The organism is Streptomyces griseobrunneus, assembly GCF_046713465.1.
In the GTDB taxonomy this organism is placed as follows: domain Bacteria; phylum Actinomycetota; class Actinomycetes; order Streptomycetales; family Streptomycetaceae; genus Streptomyces; species Streptomyces microflavus.
The window spans coordinates 4803541-4820160 of sequence record NZ_CP177080.1 but is presented as its reverse complement, the minus strand read 5'-3'; the positions used below and the strand labels follow the sequence as shown (position 1 = coordinate 4820160).

Below are 16620 nucleotides of genomic sequence, written 5' to 3'. Positions count from 1 at the left end.
GAGGCGGCGGCGCCAGTGCCGTACGCCGTCCGCCGCGCACCGCCCGGTGACTGCCCTGCGAAGTACTCACGCCGCTCCCGAAGATCCGCCCGCCACCACCCCGTCGTGCGCGGGGACGATAGCGGAGCTCCGGTGACTCTCCAAAGCGACACGGCTGCACAGCGTCGCCGGGAAGGTGTGACCAGAGGTCAGAAGTCGAACGCACGTGCCGTGTTGTCGTAGATCGCGGCGGCCAGCGTGTCCTCGTCCAGCCCCTTCACCTCGGCCATCGCGCGGAGCGTGACCGGAATGAGATAGGAGGCGTTGGGCCGTCCGCGGTACGGGGCGGGGGTGAGGAAAGGCGCGTCCGTCTCGACGAGGACCAGCTCCGTGGGGGCGACGGCGAGCGCGTCGCGCAGCGGCTGGGCGTTCTTGAAGGTCACGTTGCCCGCGAAGGACATGAAGTACCCGGCCCGTGCGCAGACCTCGGCCATCTCGGCGTCGCCGGAGTAGCAGTGGAACACGGTCCGCTCGGGCGCGCCCGCGTCGAGCAGGACCCGCAGGACATCCGCGTGCGCGTCCCGGTCGTGGATGACCAGGGCCTTGCCGTGCCGCTTGGCGATCTCGATGTGGGCCCGGAACGACTCCTCCTGGGCGGCGATCCCCTCAGGGCCCGTACGGAAGAAGTCCAGGCCCGTCTCCCCGACCCCGCGCACGTGGTCGAGGGCGGCCAGCGCGTCGATCTCCGCCAGCGCCTCATCCAGTGCGGCCTTGCCGCCGGGCTTCCGGGCCCCCTGCCGCGCGGTGCCGTCCGGGTCGCCGTGGACGATGCGCGGGGCCTCGTTGGGGTGCAGGGCGACCGAGGCGTGGACGGCCGGGTGGGCGGCAGCGGTCTCGGCGGCCCAGCGGGAGCCGGCCACGTCGCAGCCCACCTGGACCACCGTCGTCACGTTCACCGCGGCGGCCCGGGCGAGGGCCTCCTCGACGCTGGCGTCCTGCATGTCCAGGTGGGTGTGGGAGTCGGCGACCGGGACCCGGAGGGGTTCGGGCTGCGGCGGGGCTTGGGTACGGCTCATGCGGACGACTCTACGAGGGCCCGGTCCACCGGCGTACGAGGACCCGGGCCCTCACGCGGGGAGGCGGTCACCGGCGGCGCCGGGCCCGGCGTCACACGTACGTCACCTGCGGTGGAAGGGGTGGAGCAGGTCCGACAGCCGCCAGTGGCGGTCGGAGGAGGCGGCGGCCGGGACCTTCTCGGCGTCCCTCTTCGCACTGCGCGGGGCGTGCAGCAGCTGCTGGGCACCGGCCACCCGCCCGGCGCGCATGATCCGGACCACGTGCCCTCCGCAGTTGGTGCAGGTGGGCGTCGAGAGCGGGGACGGCACCCGCTCACCGTCCGCCGTGTAGACGACGAACTCGTGACCGTGGATGTCCACGTGGTGCTCTATCTCGTAGGACTGCTCCCAGCCGTACCCGCACCTCATGCAGGCGAAGGCGTACGCCTCGTGGACGGTGGTCGCTGCGATCTCGCTCATACCCGCTCCTCTTGTCCGCCGGTCAGGCACTCCGGGGACGGCCGGCCCGCCCGAGGGATTCGGACAGGCGGCCCGTCCCTTCCAGTGGACACCCGGGCAGGGGCCGACGCACCAGCTCAGAGGCGTTATTGATGCGTTCTTGGCCTCCTTTTGCCGCCCTTTGCCGCCGCATGGCCCGCGACAGGGCAGCCCGTGACCGGTGGAGCAGAAAGCCGGTGTCCGGGAGGCCGACGAGCGCCCCGTGCGCGCCACCACCGGGGCGTGAATGCGCCCGCGCACCACCCCCGCGCGACCCCCCTGGATTCCCCGAATCCCCGGCCTTTCATCACCCGACCGTCCCATGAATTCACCATTCAATTGAAGGGAAAATTGCCACGGATGCCCGATCTCCATTTGCGGCGCCCTCCTTTCTCCCTTTCACTCGGAACGTACGTCAAGCACGACTTGGTACGTACATCCACCCGATTTCCCACAGGATGGGGAGCACCCATGTACACCACGGACACCACTGCCACCGACATCGAGCTCGACCTCGACACCGCGCTCAACCCGGGCGAGATCGACGGCGTGTACCGCGACTCCCGCGAGTGCGCCTACCTCGCGCTTCTCGCCGGCGGCGGCGCCCTGCTGCTTTCGCCTCCGACCCCGCGCCCGAAGAAGGGCTGAACGTCGGAACATGGACCAGACACATGCTTCGTCCCCGCTAGCGGGTGCCGTGCATGACCTGGCAACAGAGGTGGTCCTCGCTCTTCGGAGCGGGGACCACCTCGCCACGGTTTGCGGTGCGGCAGGAATCGACGAGGAGAACCGGACCGGAATTGCGGCCGCGCGGGTCATCGGCGCCGACCTGCTGCTGCCGAGTGTTCTGTACGGCCGTCATCCGCATCCCGGGGATGTCGCCGTGCTCGACCGGGCGGTACGGGAATTCCCGCCCAAGCCCGACGCTCCGGCCGCGACGGCCTGGAGCCACTGGCACATGATCTCCACGCTCCAGCGGTTCACGCCGCCGCCCCCGGACGCGACGGGCCCGACCGGGGCGACCGGTCCCGGCACGAGCACCGGCACCGGCACGTACGCGGAGCCCGACGCCGCCTGGCTGGAGAGCGCGCCCTGGCAGTCCTTCACCCATCAGCTCTCGGTCCTCGCTCCCCTCGCCGTACCGGCCGCCCCCTCGGCCGTGCAGCGGGCCGCGGCGGACCGGGCGGTCGACCTCGCACGCGGCTTCGTCCGCGCGGTGCGGCGGCGCGACTGGCTCCAGGCGGCGGGCGCGGGCCGTTGGCTCGCGGCGATCGGCGGTGAACCGGCGACCCTGGGCCTGGAGCGCGGCCTCGACTTCGTCGAGCTGATGGGCGGCCACGACCCCCGTGTCACCCTGCACGTGCGGGCGGCCCGGCTGATGGCCGAGGCGAGGGCGCGATGACGACGACCGCGACGCAGGGGCCCCAGGGACACCCGGACCCCCAAGGCCGCCAGGGCTCCCGGACACACGCCCGCCCGGCCCCCCGGGACCCGGCTTCCCCCGGCGCCGCGCTCGCCGTCCTCCCGCTCGTCCTGCGCGGGGCCCTCGCCTGGACCGACGCGCACCGGGCGGGGTTCGCGCTCCCCGACGACGTCCTGGAACCCCACACCCAGGTCAACGCCACGCTCAAACCCCTCGGCGAACTGGCCCAGCTCTGCTCCACGGTCCGCGCCGCCACCGCCCCCGGCACCCCGGAACACGAGGTGGCCGGGGACCTCGTCACGTACGCCTGGCAGGAGGTGGGCGCGGGCGGCCTCCTCCTGGAGCTGCTCCGCGCGGAGCCCTTCGCGGCCTACCCGTACGAGATCTACGCCGCCTTCGCCGGGTACGGGCTGCGCCACGAGGGGTTCGAGGCGCTGGCCCGCCCGCTCACGGCGACCCGCGCCTGGGCCCACACCGAGCAGCACGCCAACCGCCAGCTCGGGCTGATCAACTCGGAGCGGCGGGTGGGGGTGGTGACCCACACGGACGCCGGCGGGGTGCTGTCCCGGACCTGGCTGGGGGGGCTCTCGGAGCCGTGGACGTTCGAGGGCCCCTCCGGCTACGCGCTGACCCACACCGTCTTCCACCTCACCGACTGGGGCCGGATGCCCGACCGGGTGCCGGAGAAGACGGACGCGTACCTGCGGACCTGGCTGCCCGCCTGGGCCGACGGCTGTCTGGAGAGCGGCCAGTGGGACCTCACGGGCGAGCTGCTCGCGGTGGCGGCCTCGCTGCCGGGTCCGGCGCCCCTGGAGCTGCTGGACGCGGTCTGGCCGGTGCTCGCCGACGTACAGCACACGACCGGCTGCGTCCCGGAGACCGGTGTACCGATTCAAGAGGACGCGCCGGACCCGTACCCCTTCATCGACTGCTACCACTCCACGCTCGTCACGGCCTTCGCGGCGGCCCTGTCCCTCAGGCCGCTGAGGTCGCCGCGGCGGACGGACAGGACGACTCCCGGCCGGGAAAGGCACACCCCATGAGCAGCGGCATCCAGCAGATCCACGACGTCGGGGCGAAGGCCCTGGGCTGGCTGTACGAGCACCGCGAAGGGTTCCGGCTGGAGGCCGACCCGGCCCCGGAGGCGGGGATGCTGGACCGGTTCAAGCCGCTGGGCGAGCTGGCGCTGATCGCGAAGGTCATCTTCCGCGAGGGCGTGGCCGGCTCGCAGCAGTCCGCGCTCGCGCACAAGCTCCTGGACCACGCATGGCACGAGCTGCTGGGGTCGGGGGCGCGGTTGCTGGAGGGCCAGCGGCGCGAGCCGCTGTCGCCGGTGCCGCTGGAGGTCTACGTACCGTTCCGGGAGCTGGGCTACCGGCAGCCGGACCTGGAGTCCGCGATCCGGCTCAACCACCGCCTGGCCAGCTGGGCGGCGCTGGAGGTGCTTCCGGTGCGGCGGCTGGGGCTGAGCGCGATCGAGCGGCGGTTCGGGGTGGAGCCGAGCGTTCCGGAGACGGCGGCGCTGGCGCACACCTGGCTGGCGCGGCGGCCCGAGCCGTGGACGGTCGAGGGCCATATCGGCTACGACATCACGCACACGGTCTTCCACCTCACCGACTGGGGCGAGAAGCCGGCCGGACTCCCCGCCGACATCGCGGAGTACCTGCAACTCTGGCTGCCCACCTGGCTGGACGACTGGCTCGACCTGAAGCGCTGGGACCTGCTGGGCGAACTGCTGGTCGTGGACGCATGCCTCCCGGAACCGACGCTGGACGCGGCGGCCTGGCAGGGGTTCGCGCAGGCGCAGCAGCCGGACGGGGCGATGCCGGTGGTGGGCGGGATGCCGGAGGGCGACGAGGAGTCGGTGTTCGACCTCGTCTACCACCCGACGCTGGTCGCCGCGTTCGCCTCCGCGCTGGCGATGAGCCGGGCCCTGTCCGGCCTGAGCGCCCCGGCGACGGCTCCGGCATGACGGACGTGACGGCGGCGGCCCCGGTGACGGCCCCCGGCTCCTCGGCCACCATGGCCCGCCTCCTCGCCGAGGCGGGCGGGCGGATCGATGCCCCGGACGTGGTGATCGCGATCAGCCGGGGTGGGGTGCGCACGGTCCGCACGGGCGGCAGCGCGGAGCCGGGCCCGGTCGCCCGCGAGCACCTGCACTACGAGCTGGGTTCGGCGTCGAAGCCGTTCGCGGGGCTGCTGCTGGCCCGGCTGGTGGCGCAGGGGAGGGTGCGGTACGAGGACCGGGCGGCGGACCTGCTGGCCCCGGGCCTGCCGGTGCACCCTTCGGTCCGCCGGATCACCCTGCGCCATCTGCTCACCCACACCTCGGGGCTGCCGGGCCTGCCCGCCGACTTCTACCCGCAGGCGGTGCCCCGATGGTCGACGGACCCGTACGGCAACTACCCGGCGGACCGGGTGGTCCGGGCCTTCCTGCGCGCCCGCCCGCGCCACCGCCCCGGCACCCGCTGGCACTACTCGAACTTCGCGGTCTCCGTCCTCGGCCACACCCTCGCCGCCGCGACCGGAACCCCGTGGGAGGTGCTGCTGCACCAGCAGGTACTGGCCCCGCTGGGCCTGGAGGCCACGCTGCTGCGCCCGGGCCCGGACGGCACCGACGCGACCGGCCACCGCCGCGACGGAACCCCGCTGCCCGCGCTGGACACGGGGGGCTTCACGGCGGCGGGGGCGGTGCGGTCGACGCCGCTGGACCTGCTGACGTTCCTGGAGGCGCATGTGGGCGGCGGGGCCGGGCCCCGGGACGCGGCACTGGGCGCCGCGCTCACCGATGTGACCCGCCCGGTGCTCCGGCGGGGCCTGCACCACGCGCACACCCACACGCTGACGTGGTTCCAGCACCCGACCCCGTACGGTCCGGCCCTCTTCCACGCCGGGGCGACCCTCGGCCAGCAGGCGTTCCTGGGCTTCCGCCCGGAGACGGGTCTGGTGGTGGCGGCGACGGCGACGCGGCGGGTGCACCGGGGGGACACGTTCGTGGCGACGGCGTACGGACTGCTGACGGAAACGCCGTAAGCACCAGAGCTTCGGGCTTCTCCGCTAAGACTTCGGGGCCTTCTCCGCGTTCTTGGCGGCCACCACCGCGTCGAACACCTCCCGCTTCGGCACCCCCGCAGCGGCGGCGACCGCGGCGATCGCCTCCTTGCGCCGCTCCCCCGCCTCCTCGCGCACACGTACGCGCCGTACGAGCTCCTCGGCGTCCAGCCCCTCGTCACCGGAGTCGGTGGCGCCCTCCACGACGACGGTGATCTCCCCCCGCACCCCGTCGGCGGCCCACACGGCCAGCTCACCGAGCGGACCGCGCTTGACCTCCTCGTACGTCTTGGTCAGCTCCCGGCACACGGCGGCGCGACGATCGGCGCCGAAGACCTCGGCCATGGCGGCGAGGGTGTCGTCGAGCCGGTGGGGCGCTTCGAAGAAGACCATGGTGCGCCGCTCGTCCCCGACCTCGCGGAGCTTGGAGAGCCGCTCACCGGCCTTGCGGGGCAGGAACCCCTCGAAGCAGAAGCGGTCCACGGGCAGTCCGGAGAGGGCGAGCGCGGTGAGCACGGCGCTCGGCCCCGGGACGGCGGTGACGCGGATGTCCTTCTCGACGGCGGCGGCGACGAGCCGGTAGCCGGGGTCGGAGACGGACGGCATCCCGGCATCGGTGACGAGCAGCACCCGCGCGCCCCCGACCAGGGCTTCCACCAGCTCCGGCGTACGGGCGGACTCGTTCCCCTCGAAGTAGGAGACGACACGCCCCGAGGTGTGGATGCCGAGCGCCTGGGTGAGCCGGCGCAGCCGCCGGGTGTCCTCGGCGGCGACGACGTCGGCCCGCTCCAGTTCGGCGGCCAGGCGTGGCGGGGCGTCCGCCACGTCACCGATGGGGGTCCCTGCGAGCACGAGCGTTCCAGTCGTTCCAGTCACATCAGCCATCCTCGCAGCACGGGCAGCACCCTTCGCACAGATGCGTTCCCTACGATGGCGCGGTGACGAGTACCGCGCCCGAGACCCAGCGGGGCCAAGACGCCGGGGACCCGCTCGGCGAACAGCCGACCTCCTGGCAACGGCGGCTGCGCCGCTTCGGCCATGTTCCCCGCCCGGAGACCCCTCTCCGCGACCGGCTGGACCCGCCGTACAACCGGCCGGGGCGGCAGGTGTGGTCGGTGCTCGCGATCCCGCCGCACGTCGCCGACCGGCTGGTGCGGTGGTCCGGCTGGGGCGGCCCGCTGCTGGTGACGCTGGTCGCGGGGCTGCTGCGCTTCTGGAAGCTGGACCAGCCGCACGCGGTGATATTCGACGAGACGTACTACGCGAAGGACGCGTGGGCGCTGGTCAACCAGGGGTACGAGGGTTCGTGGCCCAAGGACGTCGACAAGCTGATCCTGAAGGATCCGTCCTCCGTCCCGATCCCGACCGACCCGGGCTATGTGGTGCACCCGCCGGTCGGCAAGTGGATCATCGGGTTCGGCGAGCACTTGTTCGGCTTCACACCGTTCGGCTGGCGCTTCATGGTGGCGGTGCTCGGCACGGTCTCGGTCCTCCTGCTCTGCCGGATCGGCCGGCGGCTGTTCCGCTCGACGTTCCTGGGCTGTCTGGCGGGGCTGCTGCTCGCGGTGGACGGGCTGCACTTCGTGATGAGCCGGACCGCGCTGCTCGACCTGATCGTGATGTTCTTCGTGCTGGCCGCGTTCGGCTGCCTGGTGGTGGACCGGGACCGCGCCCGCCGCAGACTGGCCGACGCGCTGCCGGTGGACGAGGAGGGGGTGCTGCGCCCGGACGCCCGGATCGCGGAGACCCTGCGGCTGGGGTGGCGGCCGTGGCGGTCGGCGGCGGGCGTGATGCTGGGTCTGGCCTTCGCCACGAAGTGGAACGGCCTTTACGTCCTGGCCGCGTTCGGCCTGATGACGGTGTTCTGGGACGTGGGCGCGCGCCGCACGGCGGGTGCGGTGAAGCCGTACATGGCGGTACTGCGCCGGGACTTGGTGCCCGCGTTCGTGTCCACGGTGCCGGTGGCGATCGTCACGTACATCGTCTCGTGGACCGGCTGGATCGTCACGGACAAGGGCTACTACCGCAATTGGGCGGCCACCGAGGGCAAGAACTCCTCATGGAACTGGCTCCCGGACTGGCTGCGGAGCCTGTGGCACTACGAGAACCAGGTGTACGACTTCCACGTGGGCCTGACCTCGGGCCACACCTACGAGTCGAACCCCTGGAGCTGGCTGGTGCTGGGCCGGCCCGTCTCGTACTTCTACGAGGAGCAGGCGGGCTGCAAGGAGTCGACCACCGGCAAGTGCGCCAGCGAGGTCCTCGCCATCGGCACCCCGCTGCTGTGGTGGCTGGCGTGCTTCGCCCTCGCGTACGTGGTGTGGCGCTGGCTCTTCCGCCGCGACTGGCGGGCCGGGGCGATCGCCTGTGGGGTGGCGGCGGGCTGGGTGCCCTGGTTCTTCTACCAGGAGCGCACGATCTTCCTCTTCTACGCGGTGGTCTTCGTCCCGTTCCTCTGCCTGGCCGTGACGATGCTGTTGGGCGCGATCGTGGGCCCGGCGGCGGGCCAGGGCGCCCGGGCCGAACTGGGCCTCACATCGGGCGACCCGACGGGCGAACGCCGCCGCACGCTGGGCGCGATCGCGGCGGGCGTGCTGGTGCTCCTGATCGTCTGGAACTTCATCTACTTCTGGCCGCTGTACACCGGGACGTCGATCCCGGAGGACCTGTGGCGGGACCGGATGTGGCTGGACACCTGGGTTTAGGAAGTGGCCGGAGATCCCATAGAAAGGGAAATACACGACATCATGCGGAGGGGCCGCGACGAAGAATCGTCGCGGCCCCTCCGCATGGACATCCACATGTACAGGAGTCTGCTCGATCGGCAGAACTCCTGAACTCCTCAGGCTAGAAGAAGTGCTTGCGCCCACCGACCGCGCGGCCGGTCGCACCCAGGATCCACAGGATCGCACCCACCAGGATGAGGATGCCGCCGATCGTCGTCAGCAGCCCCATACCGACAAGCAGGCCGATAATAAGCAGAATAAGTCCAAGGACGATCATTTTCTTTTCCCATCGTCAAGTCGGATTCAGACGCGGATGCGTCTGCGCTTCACAACGGCCCTCAATGCACCCCACCGGTAAGTCCCGGCTCCGAATGGTCGCCAGGACCTCGTTGCGTTGATTCATGTGCCCGGCAAAACCCGGTTCACTCACCACAACGAAAATTTGTTCCCAGGCCGCCCGAGGGCCTCCGCGGGTCACACCGGGGACAGCCCGGCCGCACGCATGACAGAACACGAAGCCCGCGCCGGACGGCCGCGAGGGGGGCTGGTGTGACGGGAGTGTCCGGCGGGACGGCAGCCGCCCCCATCTCCGTTTCCGGCGGGGCCGGTTCGGCCGATTTCCGGACCTGGGCGGCGATCGCGCCCATATGATGCGAGCCCATTGGCCCGCGGCTGCTCAGGGGAGGCGGGATGTCGGCGGTGCGCTCCGTCATCATCGGGTCGAACCATGGCACCGGCCCGCTCGGCAGGCCGCTGCGTTATGCCGAGAGTGACGCGCGGGCGTTCCACAGCGGACTGCGGACCCAGCGCGTCCACGACCTGACGGACTGCGACCTCTTCGTCGCCCCCCGCCGCGCGGAAGACGTACGGCAGGCGGTCAAGAGCAAGGCCGCCGGGGCCCGGCCCGGCGATCTGCTGCTGGTCTACTTCGCGGGCCACGGCGTCGTCGAGGAGGAGCCGGGGCACGGCGACGGCCTGTTCCTCGCCTGCGCGGGCGCCTCGGCCTCGGATCCGCTGTCCGGATCGCTCCGGCTGGCCGACGTGGTGAAGATGTGCGAGTCGTCCTCGGCCGCCAGTGCCGTGGTGGTGCTGGACTGCTGCTTCTCCGGTCACCCTCAGGGCCGTTCGGTGCTCGGACCGGAGTACCTGCGCAAGCTCCAGACGGGGCGCCCCTTGCGGAGGCGTTCGCTGCCTCCCCCTCGCGGCAGCGGCCGGATCATCCTGGCCGCCTGCGGGGAGAACCAGTACGCCCACGAGAGCAGCGTCCTGGGGCACGGACTGCTCACCTGGGCGTTGCTGCGGACGCTGCGCGCGGCCGGGCCCACCGAGGCGGTCTCCGTCGCCCGTCTGTACGCCTCGCTGCAGGAGACCCTTCTGAGGAAGACGAAGGGCGAGCAGTGCCCCAGCCTCTACGGCGGCGACCACGGATCCAGCCTCCCCACGTTCTTCAGCTGAGAGAAAGACAGTGATGACCCGCAGGATGAAGCCGCTTCTGTTCACCGGCCCGCCAGGAATCGGAAAGTCCACGGCGGTACGGAAGGTCACCGACGCGCTGGAGCTCACCGGCGTCCACGGTCTGCACTCCGGTGAGATCCGCGTCGATGGCAAGAGGCAGGGGTTCAAGCTGGAACTCGTGCCGTCAGGGGAGTCGGGGGTGCTGGCCTCGCCCGACATCGATGGGGACGTACGCTTCGGCACGCTGCGCCCGGACGGCACGCGAAGGCTCGGCCTGTCGTTGGAGTTCCTGGAGAAGGTGGCCTGCCCCTCGCTGCGAGCGGGCCTGCCCACCGCCCACTTGATGGTGATCGACGAGATCGGGCCGATGCAGGCCCGGTCCGCGGTCTTCCGGCATCTGGTCGAGGAGATCGTCGCATCGGACGTGCCGCTGCTGGCGTCGATCGCGCTGGCCGACGAGCCCTGGATCTCAGGTCTCCGGGACTCCTCCGACATCGCCGTCATCCCGCTGACCCTCGGCAACCGGGACACCGTGGTGGAGGCCGCGAGCCACTATCTGCGGGCACTCCTCGCGCCGGAATCGAGCAGGCCGTGACCGCGGACACCATCCGGGTGCTGTTCGTCGGGTCCGCGCCGCTGGACTCGGACGCTCCGGTGGCCGTCGACGACGAGTCCTCCGCTCTCCTCACCTCGCTGCGCGCCGCCGGTGTCAGCGCGTCCGTGAGCGCGGTGACACCGGCGAGCCTGGACCGGATCCGCCTCGCCATCCGCCGCGAGAAGCCCCACATCGTCCATTTCGTGGGCCATGGGGGGCCTGAGCTGGTGGAGCTGGAGGACCACCGGGGCGCGCGCGTGCACGTCGGCTCCGACTCGCTGGCGGAGTCCCTGGCGGACCCGGAGGTGGCGCTGTTCGTCCTCAACGGCTGCGACACGGAGGGGATCGGCCGGGTGATCGCCGAGCTGTGCGAGGCCGATGTCGTCTGCACGGAGGAGTACCTCTCCCACGAGGCGGCGGCCCGCTTCGTCTCCAGCTTCTACCCGATCGCCCTCGGGACGGGCGACCTGCGGGCCGGCTTCGACACCGCCGTCTCCTTCGCCCGGCAGGTGGCGGGTCAGGCCCCGTACCACTTCATCGACGGCACCACTCCCCTGCCCCGGCCGGTCCCCGGCACGGTGGGTGTGGACCGCTCGTTCGTGGCCGCGCGCCGCAGGCACCAGGCTCCGCGGACGATCGGCCGTGAGCAGCAACTGCTCGATCTCCACCCGTTCATGGCGGGTGCTTCAGCACCCGTCGCCTGGGTCACGGGGCCGCCGCTCGCGGGTGTCTCCTCCTTCCTCCGAGCCGCGGGCGCCCAGTTCAACTGGATGTTCCCCACGCCTCCCGCGGAAGTCGATCTGCGCTATGTCGCGGACCGCGTCCTCACCTCGCCCCAGGGCGAGGTGCAGCAGACGTGGGACCACGTGCGGGCGTGGTTCGACACGGACGGGGCGCTCGTTCTCGTCGACAACTTCGAGAAGGCTCCCGCCCCGGCACAGCAGCGGCTCCTGGAACTGCTGCGGGAGGGGCCGGAGACCAGGGCGCGCGTCATCATCGGCTGTGCGGGACCGCCCGACAGCAGGGCGCGCGCCGACGAGCACACGGTCGAACTCGGCGCCCTGTCCAAGGAGTACGCGTACGCGATCCTGGAGCAGGCTCTGGGGTCCTCGCGTGCGGAGAAGCACCGTTGGGTGCTGGAGCTGGTTCCCCTCCTCCCCGGGCGGCTCGGTCTGGTGGCCGGTGACGTGGAGAACGGGGTGGGCCAGGACCGGCTCCGGACGCTGCTGCGCTCGGGGGATCCACGGGCGGGGCTCGCGCGCCAGGTCGAACGGGTCACGGACGGAAAGCCCGCCAAGCGACTGGCGCGGTGCCTGGTCGCGGCGGGGCCGCACGTGCCCCGTGAGGCCGTCTTCGCCGCGTTCACCCGCTCGGCTCCGTCCGCCTCCACCCCGGACGCGCACAGCGCTTTCGAGACCGCGGCCTCCGCACTGCGCCGGGCCCGCGTCCTGTGGGTCTCCGAGGTGCAGGCAGTGCCCCGGCACCTGCCGGAGGCCTACTTCTCGGTGTCGAACGACTTTCTCCGCGTGGCGCAGGACCACGTGGGGCCCGCCCCGGCGTCCGAACGCAGGGAATCGGCCCTCGCCCTGCTCGAATACGCGCTGGACCGGGCCCGCGCCGACACCCTTTCCGTGACGAACGACGCCCTCTGGGTCAGCAAGGTCGCGCAGCTCTGCCATGAGCTGGCCCTGGACCGCGAGGCCGCCGAACTGGGCATGGCGCTCCTCCACAAGAACGGTTCCTTCCGCCTGTCCGGCTCGTTCGCCGACGTCGAACTGCTGGCCAAGGTGTCCTTCGAGGCGGCGCGGCGGACCGGGGAGTGGGACGCGGCCGGTCAGCTCGGCCTCGTCCTCGGCGAGAGCTACTACAAGCTGGGGCGGGTCGACACGGCCGCGGAGGCGTTCCAGCAGGTTCTGGCCACGCAAGCGCCGCCGGGACGGAAACTGCAGGCACTGCGCGCGCTGGGGCAAGTCAGTTACCGGCGCCGTGAATACACCGCCAGTCTGGACTTCTACCAAGCGGCCGAGGAGTACGTGGCCGAGGCTCCCGAAGACGTCGTGGCCACGCTGCGGCACCACCGGGCGAAGGCCTATTTCCGGCTCCAGCGGATTCCGGAGGCCGTGGCCGACCTGGAGTGGGTCATCGAGTACCGGCGGAAGACCAACGACGTGCGATCAATGATCAAGGCACAGCACGAGATCGCGCGCGTGTGGCAGAGCAACGGCGATCTGGAGGAGGCCGACCGGGCCTACCATCTCGTCCTCTCCGGAGCGGAAACCGTCGGATTCAAGAATTTCCTGGCTCCCCCGCTCTACCAGCTGACACTTCTGGAACTCAGTCGCCTGCGTCTGCCGGAGGCGAAGGGCTACCAGAATCGCTGTCAGCAGGCCGCCCAGGAGATGGAGGATCCGTTCTGGCAGATTCTCGCCGACCTTGCCGGAGCGATGATCGCCTATGCGGAGGGACGGTGGAAGGACTCCGCGTCGCTGATAACGGCCACCGTGGAGCGGGCCGGACAGCTCGGCTTTCCGCAGATCGTCGAGGATGCCCGGCAGTGGGTGAGGGCCCAGGTGGAGCAGCGCCACACTCCTCGCACACCCATCACCTCCGCCGGGCAGGCCGGCGAGGCGATCGCCGACATGCTGGCAGGGGTCGAGGGGCTGCCCGCCCGGAAGATTGCCAAGGCTTTGCGTTACGCCGAAGAGCCCGATCGGATCCGGTCCGTCACTATTCAATTCGGGTCCGAAAGCGCCACGCGCACCGTAACGTGGAACGGAAGATGGACCTGCGACTGCGATCTATTTTCAGAGACAGGCAACTGCAGCCATCTTGTGGGCATTTCCCTCATGGAGGACACTCCCTGGAAGTGGTCCCGCAAGGCTACCTGATCAAATATCCGAGGGGGCAGCGGAAATGAGCGGACCAGCATCGGTCGATCTCCTGGCAAGCCGGCAACTCAAGACACTCTTCGGCGTCGTCGACGAATTACTTTACCGATACACCAACTCGGACATCGTGGTGATGGGAATCGGGAACTGGAAGAAGGCACCCGCACCGCTCGCACGAATCCATTCCGCCTGCTTCGCCGCGCACTATCTGTGGAGTGCGGAATGCGACTGCCGTGAACAACTGGACATCACCTGCAACCACATGCAGCGGGAAGGCGCCGGCATCCTGGTCTTCCTCGACCAGGACGGCCGGGGGAACGGCCACGCGGCGCTGATGCGGGCGGCGGTCTACGCCCAGCAGCACGGGTGCAACCAGGCCGAGGCCTATGCGGCGCTCGGCTACCCGTCGGACGCCAGGTCCTTCGACGGAGCCGGGGTGGTCCTGCGGGACCTCGGCGTCGCCGCCGTACGCCTGATGACCAACAACCCGGTGAAGATCGACGCGGTCGGCCGCGCCGGGATCGAAGTGGTTCCCGAGTCCGTCGTCTCACCTGCCACCGAGACGCCGTGGCTGAGCGGCTACTACCGCCTGAAGGCCCAGGAGGGCCATCGCGTGGCGCGACCGGAAGAGGAGACCTGCCGGTGACCGACGACTCCGCGGTCCGCCTCTCCGTCCCCTGTGCGATAGCGATCGAGGAGTTCCACCGCGCACGGAAGAACGTGCAGAGGTTCTGGAACCTCCTGTACGCGATCTCCGCGGCCCTGACCATCACGCTCGTCCTCGCCCTCGGGCACGTGATATTCGGCGACACGGTGGCGGCCGTCGTCTCGGGCGCGGGAAGCGTGGTCAGCGGCGGAGGGTTCCTCGTTCTGCGCAAGCTGAAGGACCATGCGGTCGACGAGCTGCGCCGCGCGCAGACCTCGGTCCGCAAGGACTGCGGAACACCCGGCACCCGAGGCCCGGGGGATCCGTCGGGCCCGCCCGGTGCAACGGCCGGCGTCACGCCCGACGTACTGATCGCGCTGACCGAGAGCTGAGACGGCCACAGTCCGCGCTTACCCGCCGCCCGGAGAGCGCTTTCCAGCCAAGCATTCCGGTCCGGTAACAACGCCCTCACTGTTCACGGCAACCCCTTAGGGTTCCTCACAGTTGCCCCTTGAACGTGTTCAGGGGGCACTCCTGGGGAGGGGGACTGCACAGATGCGCAGTGGAGCGAAGGTCGCCGTGGTCGGCGGAGTGTTCGTCCTCGTGGCCGGCGGCATCGGCTACGGGGCATACAGCGTGCTCGGGAGCGACGGGGGCGGGGACGGCAGCGTGGCGTCCCGGAACGCGACGCCCGAGGTGAAGACGGGGCCGCCGAGCGCCGAGGAGATAGCCCAGGCGTCCAAGGGCTTCCTCGACGCCTGGGCGGCCGGGGACGCGGCGGGAGCGGCCCTGCTCACCAACAACGAGGCCGGCGCGGAGCCCGTACTCGCCTCGTACGGCGAGGCCGCGCACATCGGCAAGGTGAACATCACCCCGGGCCCGGCGGTCGGCACGAAGGTGCCGTACACGGTCAAGGCCACCGTCTCGCACGACGGGAAGTCCAAGCCCCTGTCGTACGCTTCGGAGCTGACCGTGGTGCGGGGGCTGACGACGGGCAAGGCCCTGGTCGACTGGGCCCCCACCGTCGTGCACCCCCAGCTGACCGAGGGCGCGACGCTGAAGACCGGCGAGTCGTCGACACCGACGATCGAGGCCGTCGACCGCAACGGCGCGGTGCTGACGAAGGAGAAGTACCCCTCGCTCGGGCCGATCCTGGACACGCTTCGCGAGAAGTATGGGGAGAGCGCGGGCGGTTCGCCGGGCATCGAGACCTGGATCGAGCCCGCGGACGAGGCCCAGCCTGACATCAACCTGCTGACGCTGGCCAAGGGCAAGCCCGGCAAGGTGCAGACGACGCTCGACGCCGGCGCGCAGGCGGCGGCCGAGCGGGCGGTGAAGAAGTACGCGCAAGCCTCGGTGGTCGCGGTGAAGCCGTCCACCGGGGCGATCCGCGCGGTGGCCAACAACCCGGCGACCGGGTTCAACGCGGCGCTGCAGGGCAAGCAGGCGCCCGGCTCCACGCTGAAGATCATGACGGCGGCGATGCTGCTGGAGAAGGGGCTCGTCACCGCGAACGGGGCGGCGGAATGCCCCAAGGAGGCCAGGTACTACACCCGGACCATCCACAACCTGGACAAGTTCTCGCTGCCCGACGGCTCCACCTTCACCCAGAGCTTCGCCCGGTCCTGCAACACCGCCTTCATCAAGCTGATCGACGATGTCGACGACGACTCGGCGCTCGCCAAGGAGGCCCGGGACGTCTTCGGGATCGGCCTGGACTGGAAGACGGGCGTCGTCACGACCGACGGCAGCGTGCCGGAGGAGGTGGAGGGTGAGGCCGCGGCCCAGTACATCGGGCAGGGCACCGTCCAGATGAACGCCCTCAACATGGCGTCCATCACCGCCACCGCCATGACCGGCACCTTCCAGCAGCCGGTCATCGTCCCGAAGTCCCTGGACAACCGGCAGTTGGCCGAGGCCTCGCGTTCGCTGTCCCCCTCCGTCACGCAGCAGCTGAAGACGATGATGCGGGCCACGGCGGCCTGGGGCACCGGCGCCAAGGCCATGGCCGCGGTGGGTGGCGACAAGGGCGCCAAGACCGGGTCGGCCGAGGTCGACGGGCAGGAGACCTCGAACAGCTGGTTCACCGGCTTCAGCAACGATCTCGCCGCGGCGGCGGTCGTCCAGACCGGCGGCCACGGCGGCGACGCGGCGGGCCCGGTGGTGGCAGAGGTGCTGCGCGCGGGCGGCTGAGGCCGGAGCGGACCCTCCGGGGGTCCTTCCGGTGCCCGCCCGCGCGGGTACCGGAAGGACCCCCGTAGTGCTGTGCGGTCCGTCTCAGCTTCCGAGGGCCAATGCCCCGAG

Annotated in this window: 16 protein-coding genes; 12 read left to right on the top strand and 4 right to left on the bottom strand. The window is 71.1% G+C overall.

Features of this window, described 5'->3' with window-relative positions; translation table 11 throughout:
- Positions 1 to 188: 188 nt before the first annotated feature.
- Both ACK8N7_RS22000 and ACK8N7_RS21995 read right to left on the bottom strand, forming a co-directional pair.
- Positions 189 to 1055 carry a TatD family hydrolase gene (locus tag ACK8N7_RS22000; RefSeq protein ID WP_403212530.1) on the bottom strand — a complete coding sequence of 289 codons (867 nt, stop codon included), beginning with the start codon at positions 1053 to 1055 and terminating at the stop codon, positions 189 to 191.
- A gap of 102 nt (positions 1056 to 1157) precedes the next feature.
- Entirely contained in the window at positions 1158 to 1514 is a 357-nt protein-coding gene (locus ACK8N7_RS21995) for a hypothetical protein (protein ID WP_403212533.1), read from the bottom strand.
- A 489-nt stretch (positions 1515 to 2003) separates the two neighbouring features.
- On the opposite strand from ACK8N7_RS21995, the gene ACK8N7_RS21990 reads away from it, so the two are divergent.
- From ACK8N7_RS21990 to ACK8N7_RS21970, 5 genes are read left to right on the top strand one after another with little or no spacing between them, the layout of a single operon-like run.
- A complete protein-coding gene (locus ACK8N7_RS21990; protein ID WP_015609087.1) occupies positions 2004 to 2180 on the top strand; it encodes a hypothetical protein in 177 nt (58 codons plus the stop codon).
- Positions 2181 to 2190: 10 nt separating this feature from the next.
- Positions 2191 to 2934 carry a hypothetical protein gene (locus ACK8N7_RS21985; RefSeq protein WP_500443829.1) on the top strand — a complete coding sequence of 248 codons (744 nt, stop codon included), beginning with the start codon at positions 2191 to 2193 and terminating at the stop codon, positions 2932 to 2934.
- A complete protein-coding gene (locus ACK8N7_RS21980; protein ID WP_500443828.1) occupies positions 2931 to 3998 on the top strand; it encodes a DUF6895 family protein in 1068 nt (355 codons plus the stop codon). The genes ACK8N7_RS21985 and ACK8N7_RS21980 overlap by 4 nt, the downstream gene beginning before the upstream one ends.
- Positions 3995 to 4927 carry a DUF6895 family protein gene (locus ACK8N7_RS21975; protein ID WP_500443827.1) on the top strand — a complete coding sequence of 311 codons (933 nt, stop codon included), beginning with the start codon at positions 3995 to 3997 and terminating at the stop codon, positions 4925 to 4927. The genes ACK8N7_RS21980 and ACK8N7_RS21975 overlap by 4 nt, the downstream gene beginning before the upstream one ends.
- The gene (locus tag ACK8N7_RS21970; RefSeq protein WP_403212540.1) at positions 4924 to 5988 is read left to right on the top strand and encodes a serine hydrolase domain-containing protein; all 1065 of its coding nucleotides are present in this window, start codon (positions 4924 to 4926) and stop codon (positions 5986 to 5988) included. The genes ACK8N7_RS21975 and ACK8N7_RS21970 overlap by 4 nt, the downstream gene beginning before the upstream one ends.
- Before the next feature lie 24 nt (positions 5989 to 6012).
- Here ACK8N7_RS21970 and rsmI read toward each other — a convergent pair whose 3' ends face one another.
- Positions 6013 to 6891: a 16S rRNA (cytidine(1402)-2'-O)-methyltransferase gene (gene rsmI / locus ACK8N7_RS21965; protein WP_366843412.1), complete on the bottom strand. Its 879-nt coding sequence runs from the start codon at positions 6889 to 6891 to the stop codon at positions 6013 to 6015.
- 53 nt (positions 6892 to 6944) lie between these two features.
- On the opposite strand from rsmI, the gene ACK8N7_RS21960 reads away from it, so the two are divergent.
- On the top strand, positions 6945 to 8711 hold the full coding sequence (locus ACK8N7_RS21960; RefSeq protein ID WP_403212543.1) for a dolichyl-phosphate-mannose--protein mannosyltransferase: 1767 nt from the start codon (positions 6945 to 6947) through the stop codon (positions 8709 to 8711).
- A gap of 142 nt (positions 8712 to 8853) precedes the next feature.
- Here ACK8N7_RS21960 and ACK8N7_RS21955 read toward each other — a convergent pair whose 3' ends face one another.
- Positions 8854 to 9009, bottom strand: coding sequence for a hypothetical protein (locus ACK8N7_RS21955; RefSeq protein ID WP_003968543.1), 156 nt, complete (start codon positions 9007 to 9009; stop codon positions 8854 to 8856).
- A 413-nt stretch (positions 9010 to 9422) separates the two neighbouring features.
- Between ACK8N7_RS21955 and ACK8N7_RS21950 the strand changes: the two genes are divergently transcribed.
- The 6 genes from ACK8N7_RS21950 to ACK8N7_RS21925 all read left to right on the top strand — a co-directional run bounded on the left by ACK8N7_RS21950 (position 9423) and on the right by ACK8N7_RS21925 (position 16509).
- Entirely contained in the window at positions 9423 to 10187 is a 765-nt protein-coding gene (locus ACK8N7_RS21950) for a caspase family protein (protein WP_500443825.1), read from the top strand.
- 13 nt (positions 10188 to 10200) lie between these two features.
- Positions 10201 to 10782 (top strand): nucleoside-triphosphatase, encoded by a 582-nt coding sequence (locus ACK8N7_RS21945; protein ID WP_500443823.1) that lies wholly within the window; start codon positions 10201 to 10203, stop codon positions 10780 to 10782.
- Positions 10779 to 13670 carry a tetratricopeptide repeat protein gene (locus ACK8N7_RS21940; RefSeq protein ID WP_500443821.1) on the top strand — a complete coding sequence of 964 codons (2892 nt, stop codon included), beginning with the start codon at positions 10779 to 10781 and terminating at the stop codon, positions 13668 to 13670. Before ACK8N7_RS21945 ends, ACK8N7_RS21940 begins: the two co-directional genes overlap by 4 nt.
- 25 nt (positions 13671 to 13695) lie before the next feature.
- Positions 13696 to 14316 carry a GTP cyclohydrolase II gene (locus tag ACK8N7_RS21935; protein WP_403212552.1) on the top strand — a complete coding sequence of 207 codons (621 nt, stop codon included), beginning with the start codon at positions 13696 to 13698 and terminating at the stop codon, positions 14314 to 14316.
- Positions 14313 to 14708 carry a hypothetical protein gene (locus ACK8N7_RS21930; protein ID WP_403212554.1) on the top strand — a complete coding sequence of 132 codons (396 nt, stop codon included), beginning with the start codon at positions 14313 to 14315 and terminating at the stop codon, positions 14706 to 14708. Before ACK8N7_RS21935 ends, ACK8N7_RS21930 begins: the two co-directional genes overlap by 4 nt.
- Positions 14709 to 14871: 163 nt before the next feature.
- Positions 14872 to 16509: a penicillin-binding transpeptidase domain-containing protein gene (locus tag ACK8N7_RS21925; protein WP_403212556.1), complete on the top strand. Its 1638-nt coding sequence runs from the start codon at positions 14872 to 14874 to the stop codon at positions 16507 to 16509.
- The last annotated feature ends 111 nt before the right edge of the window (positions 16510 to 16620 follow it).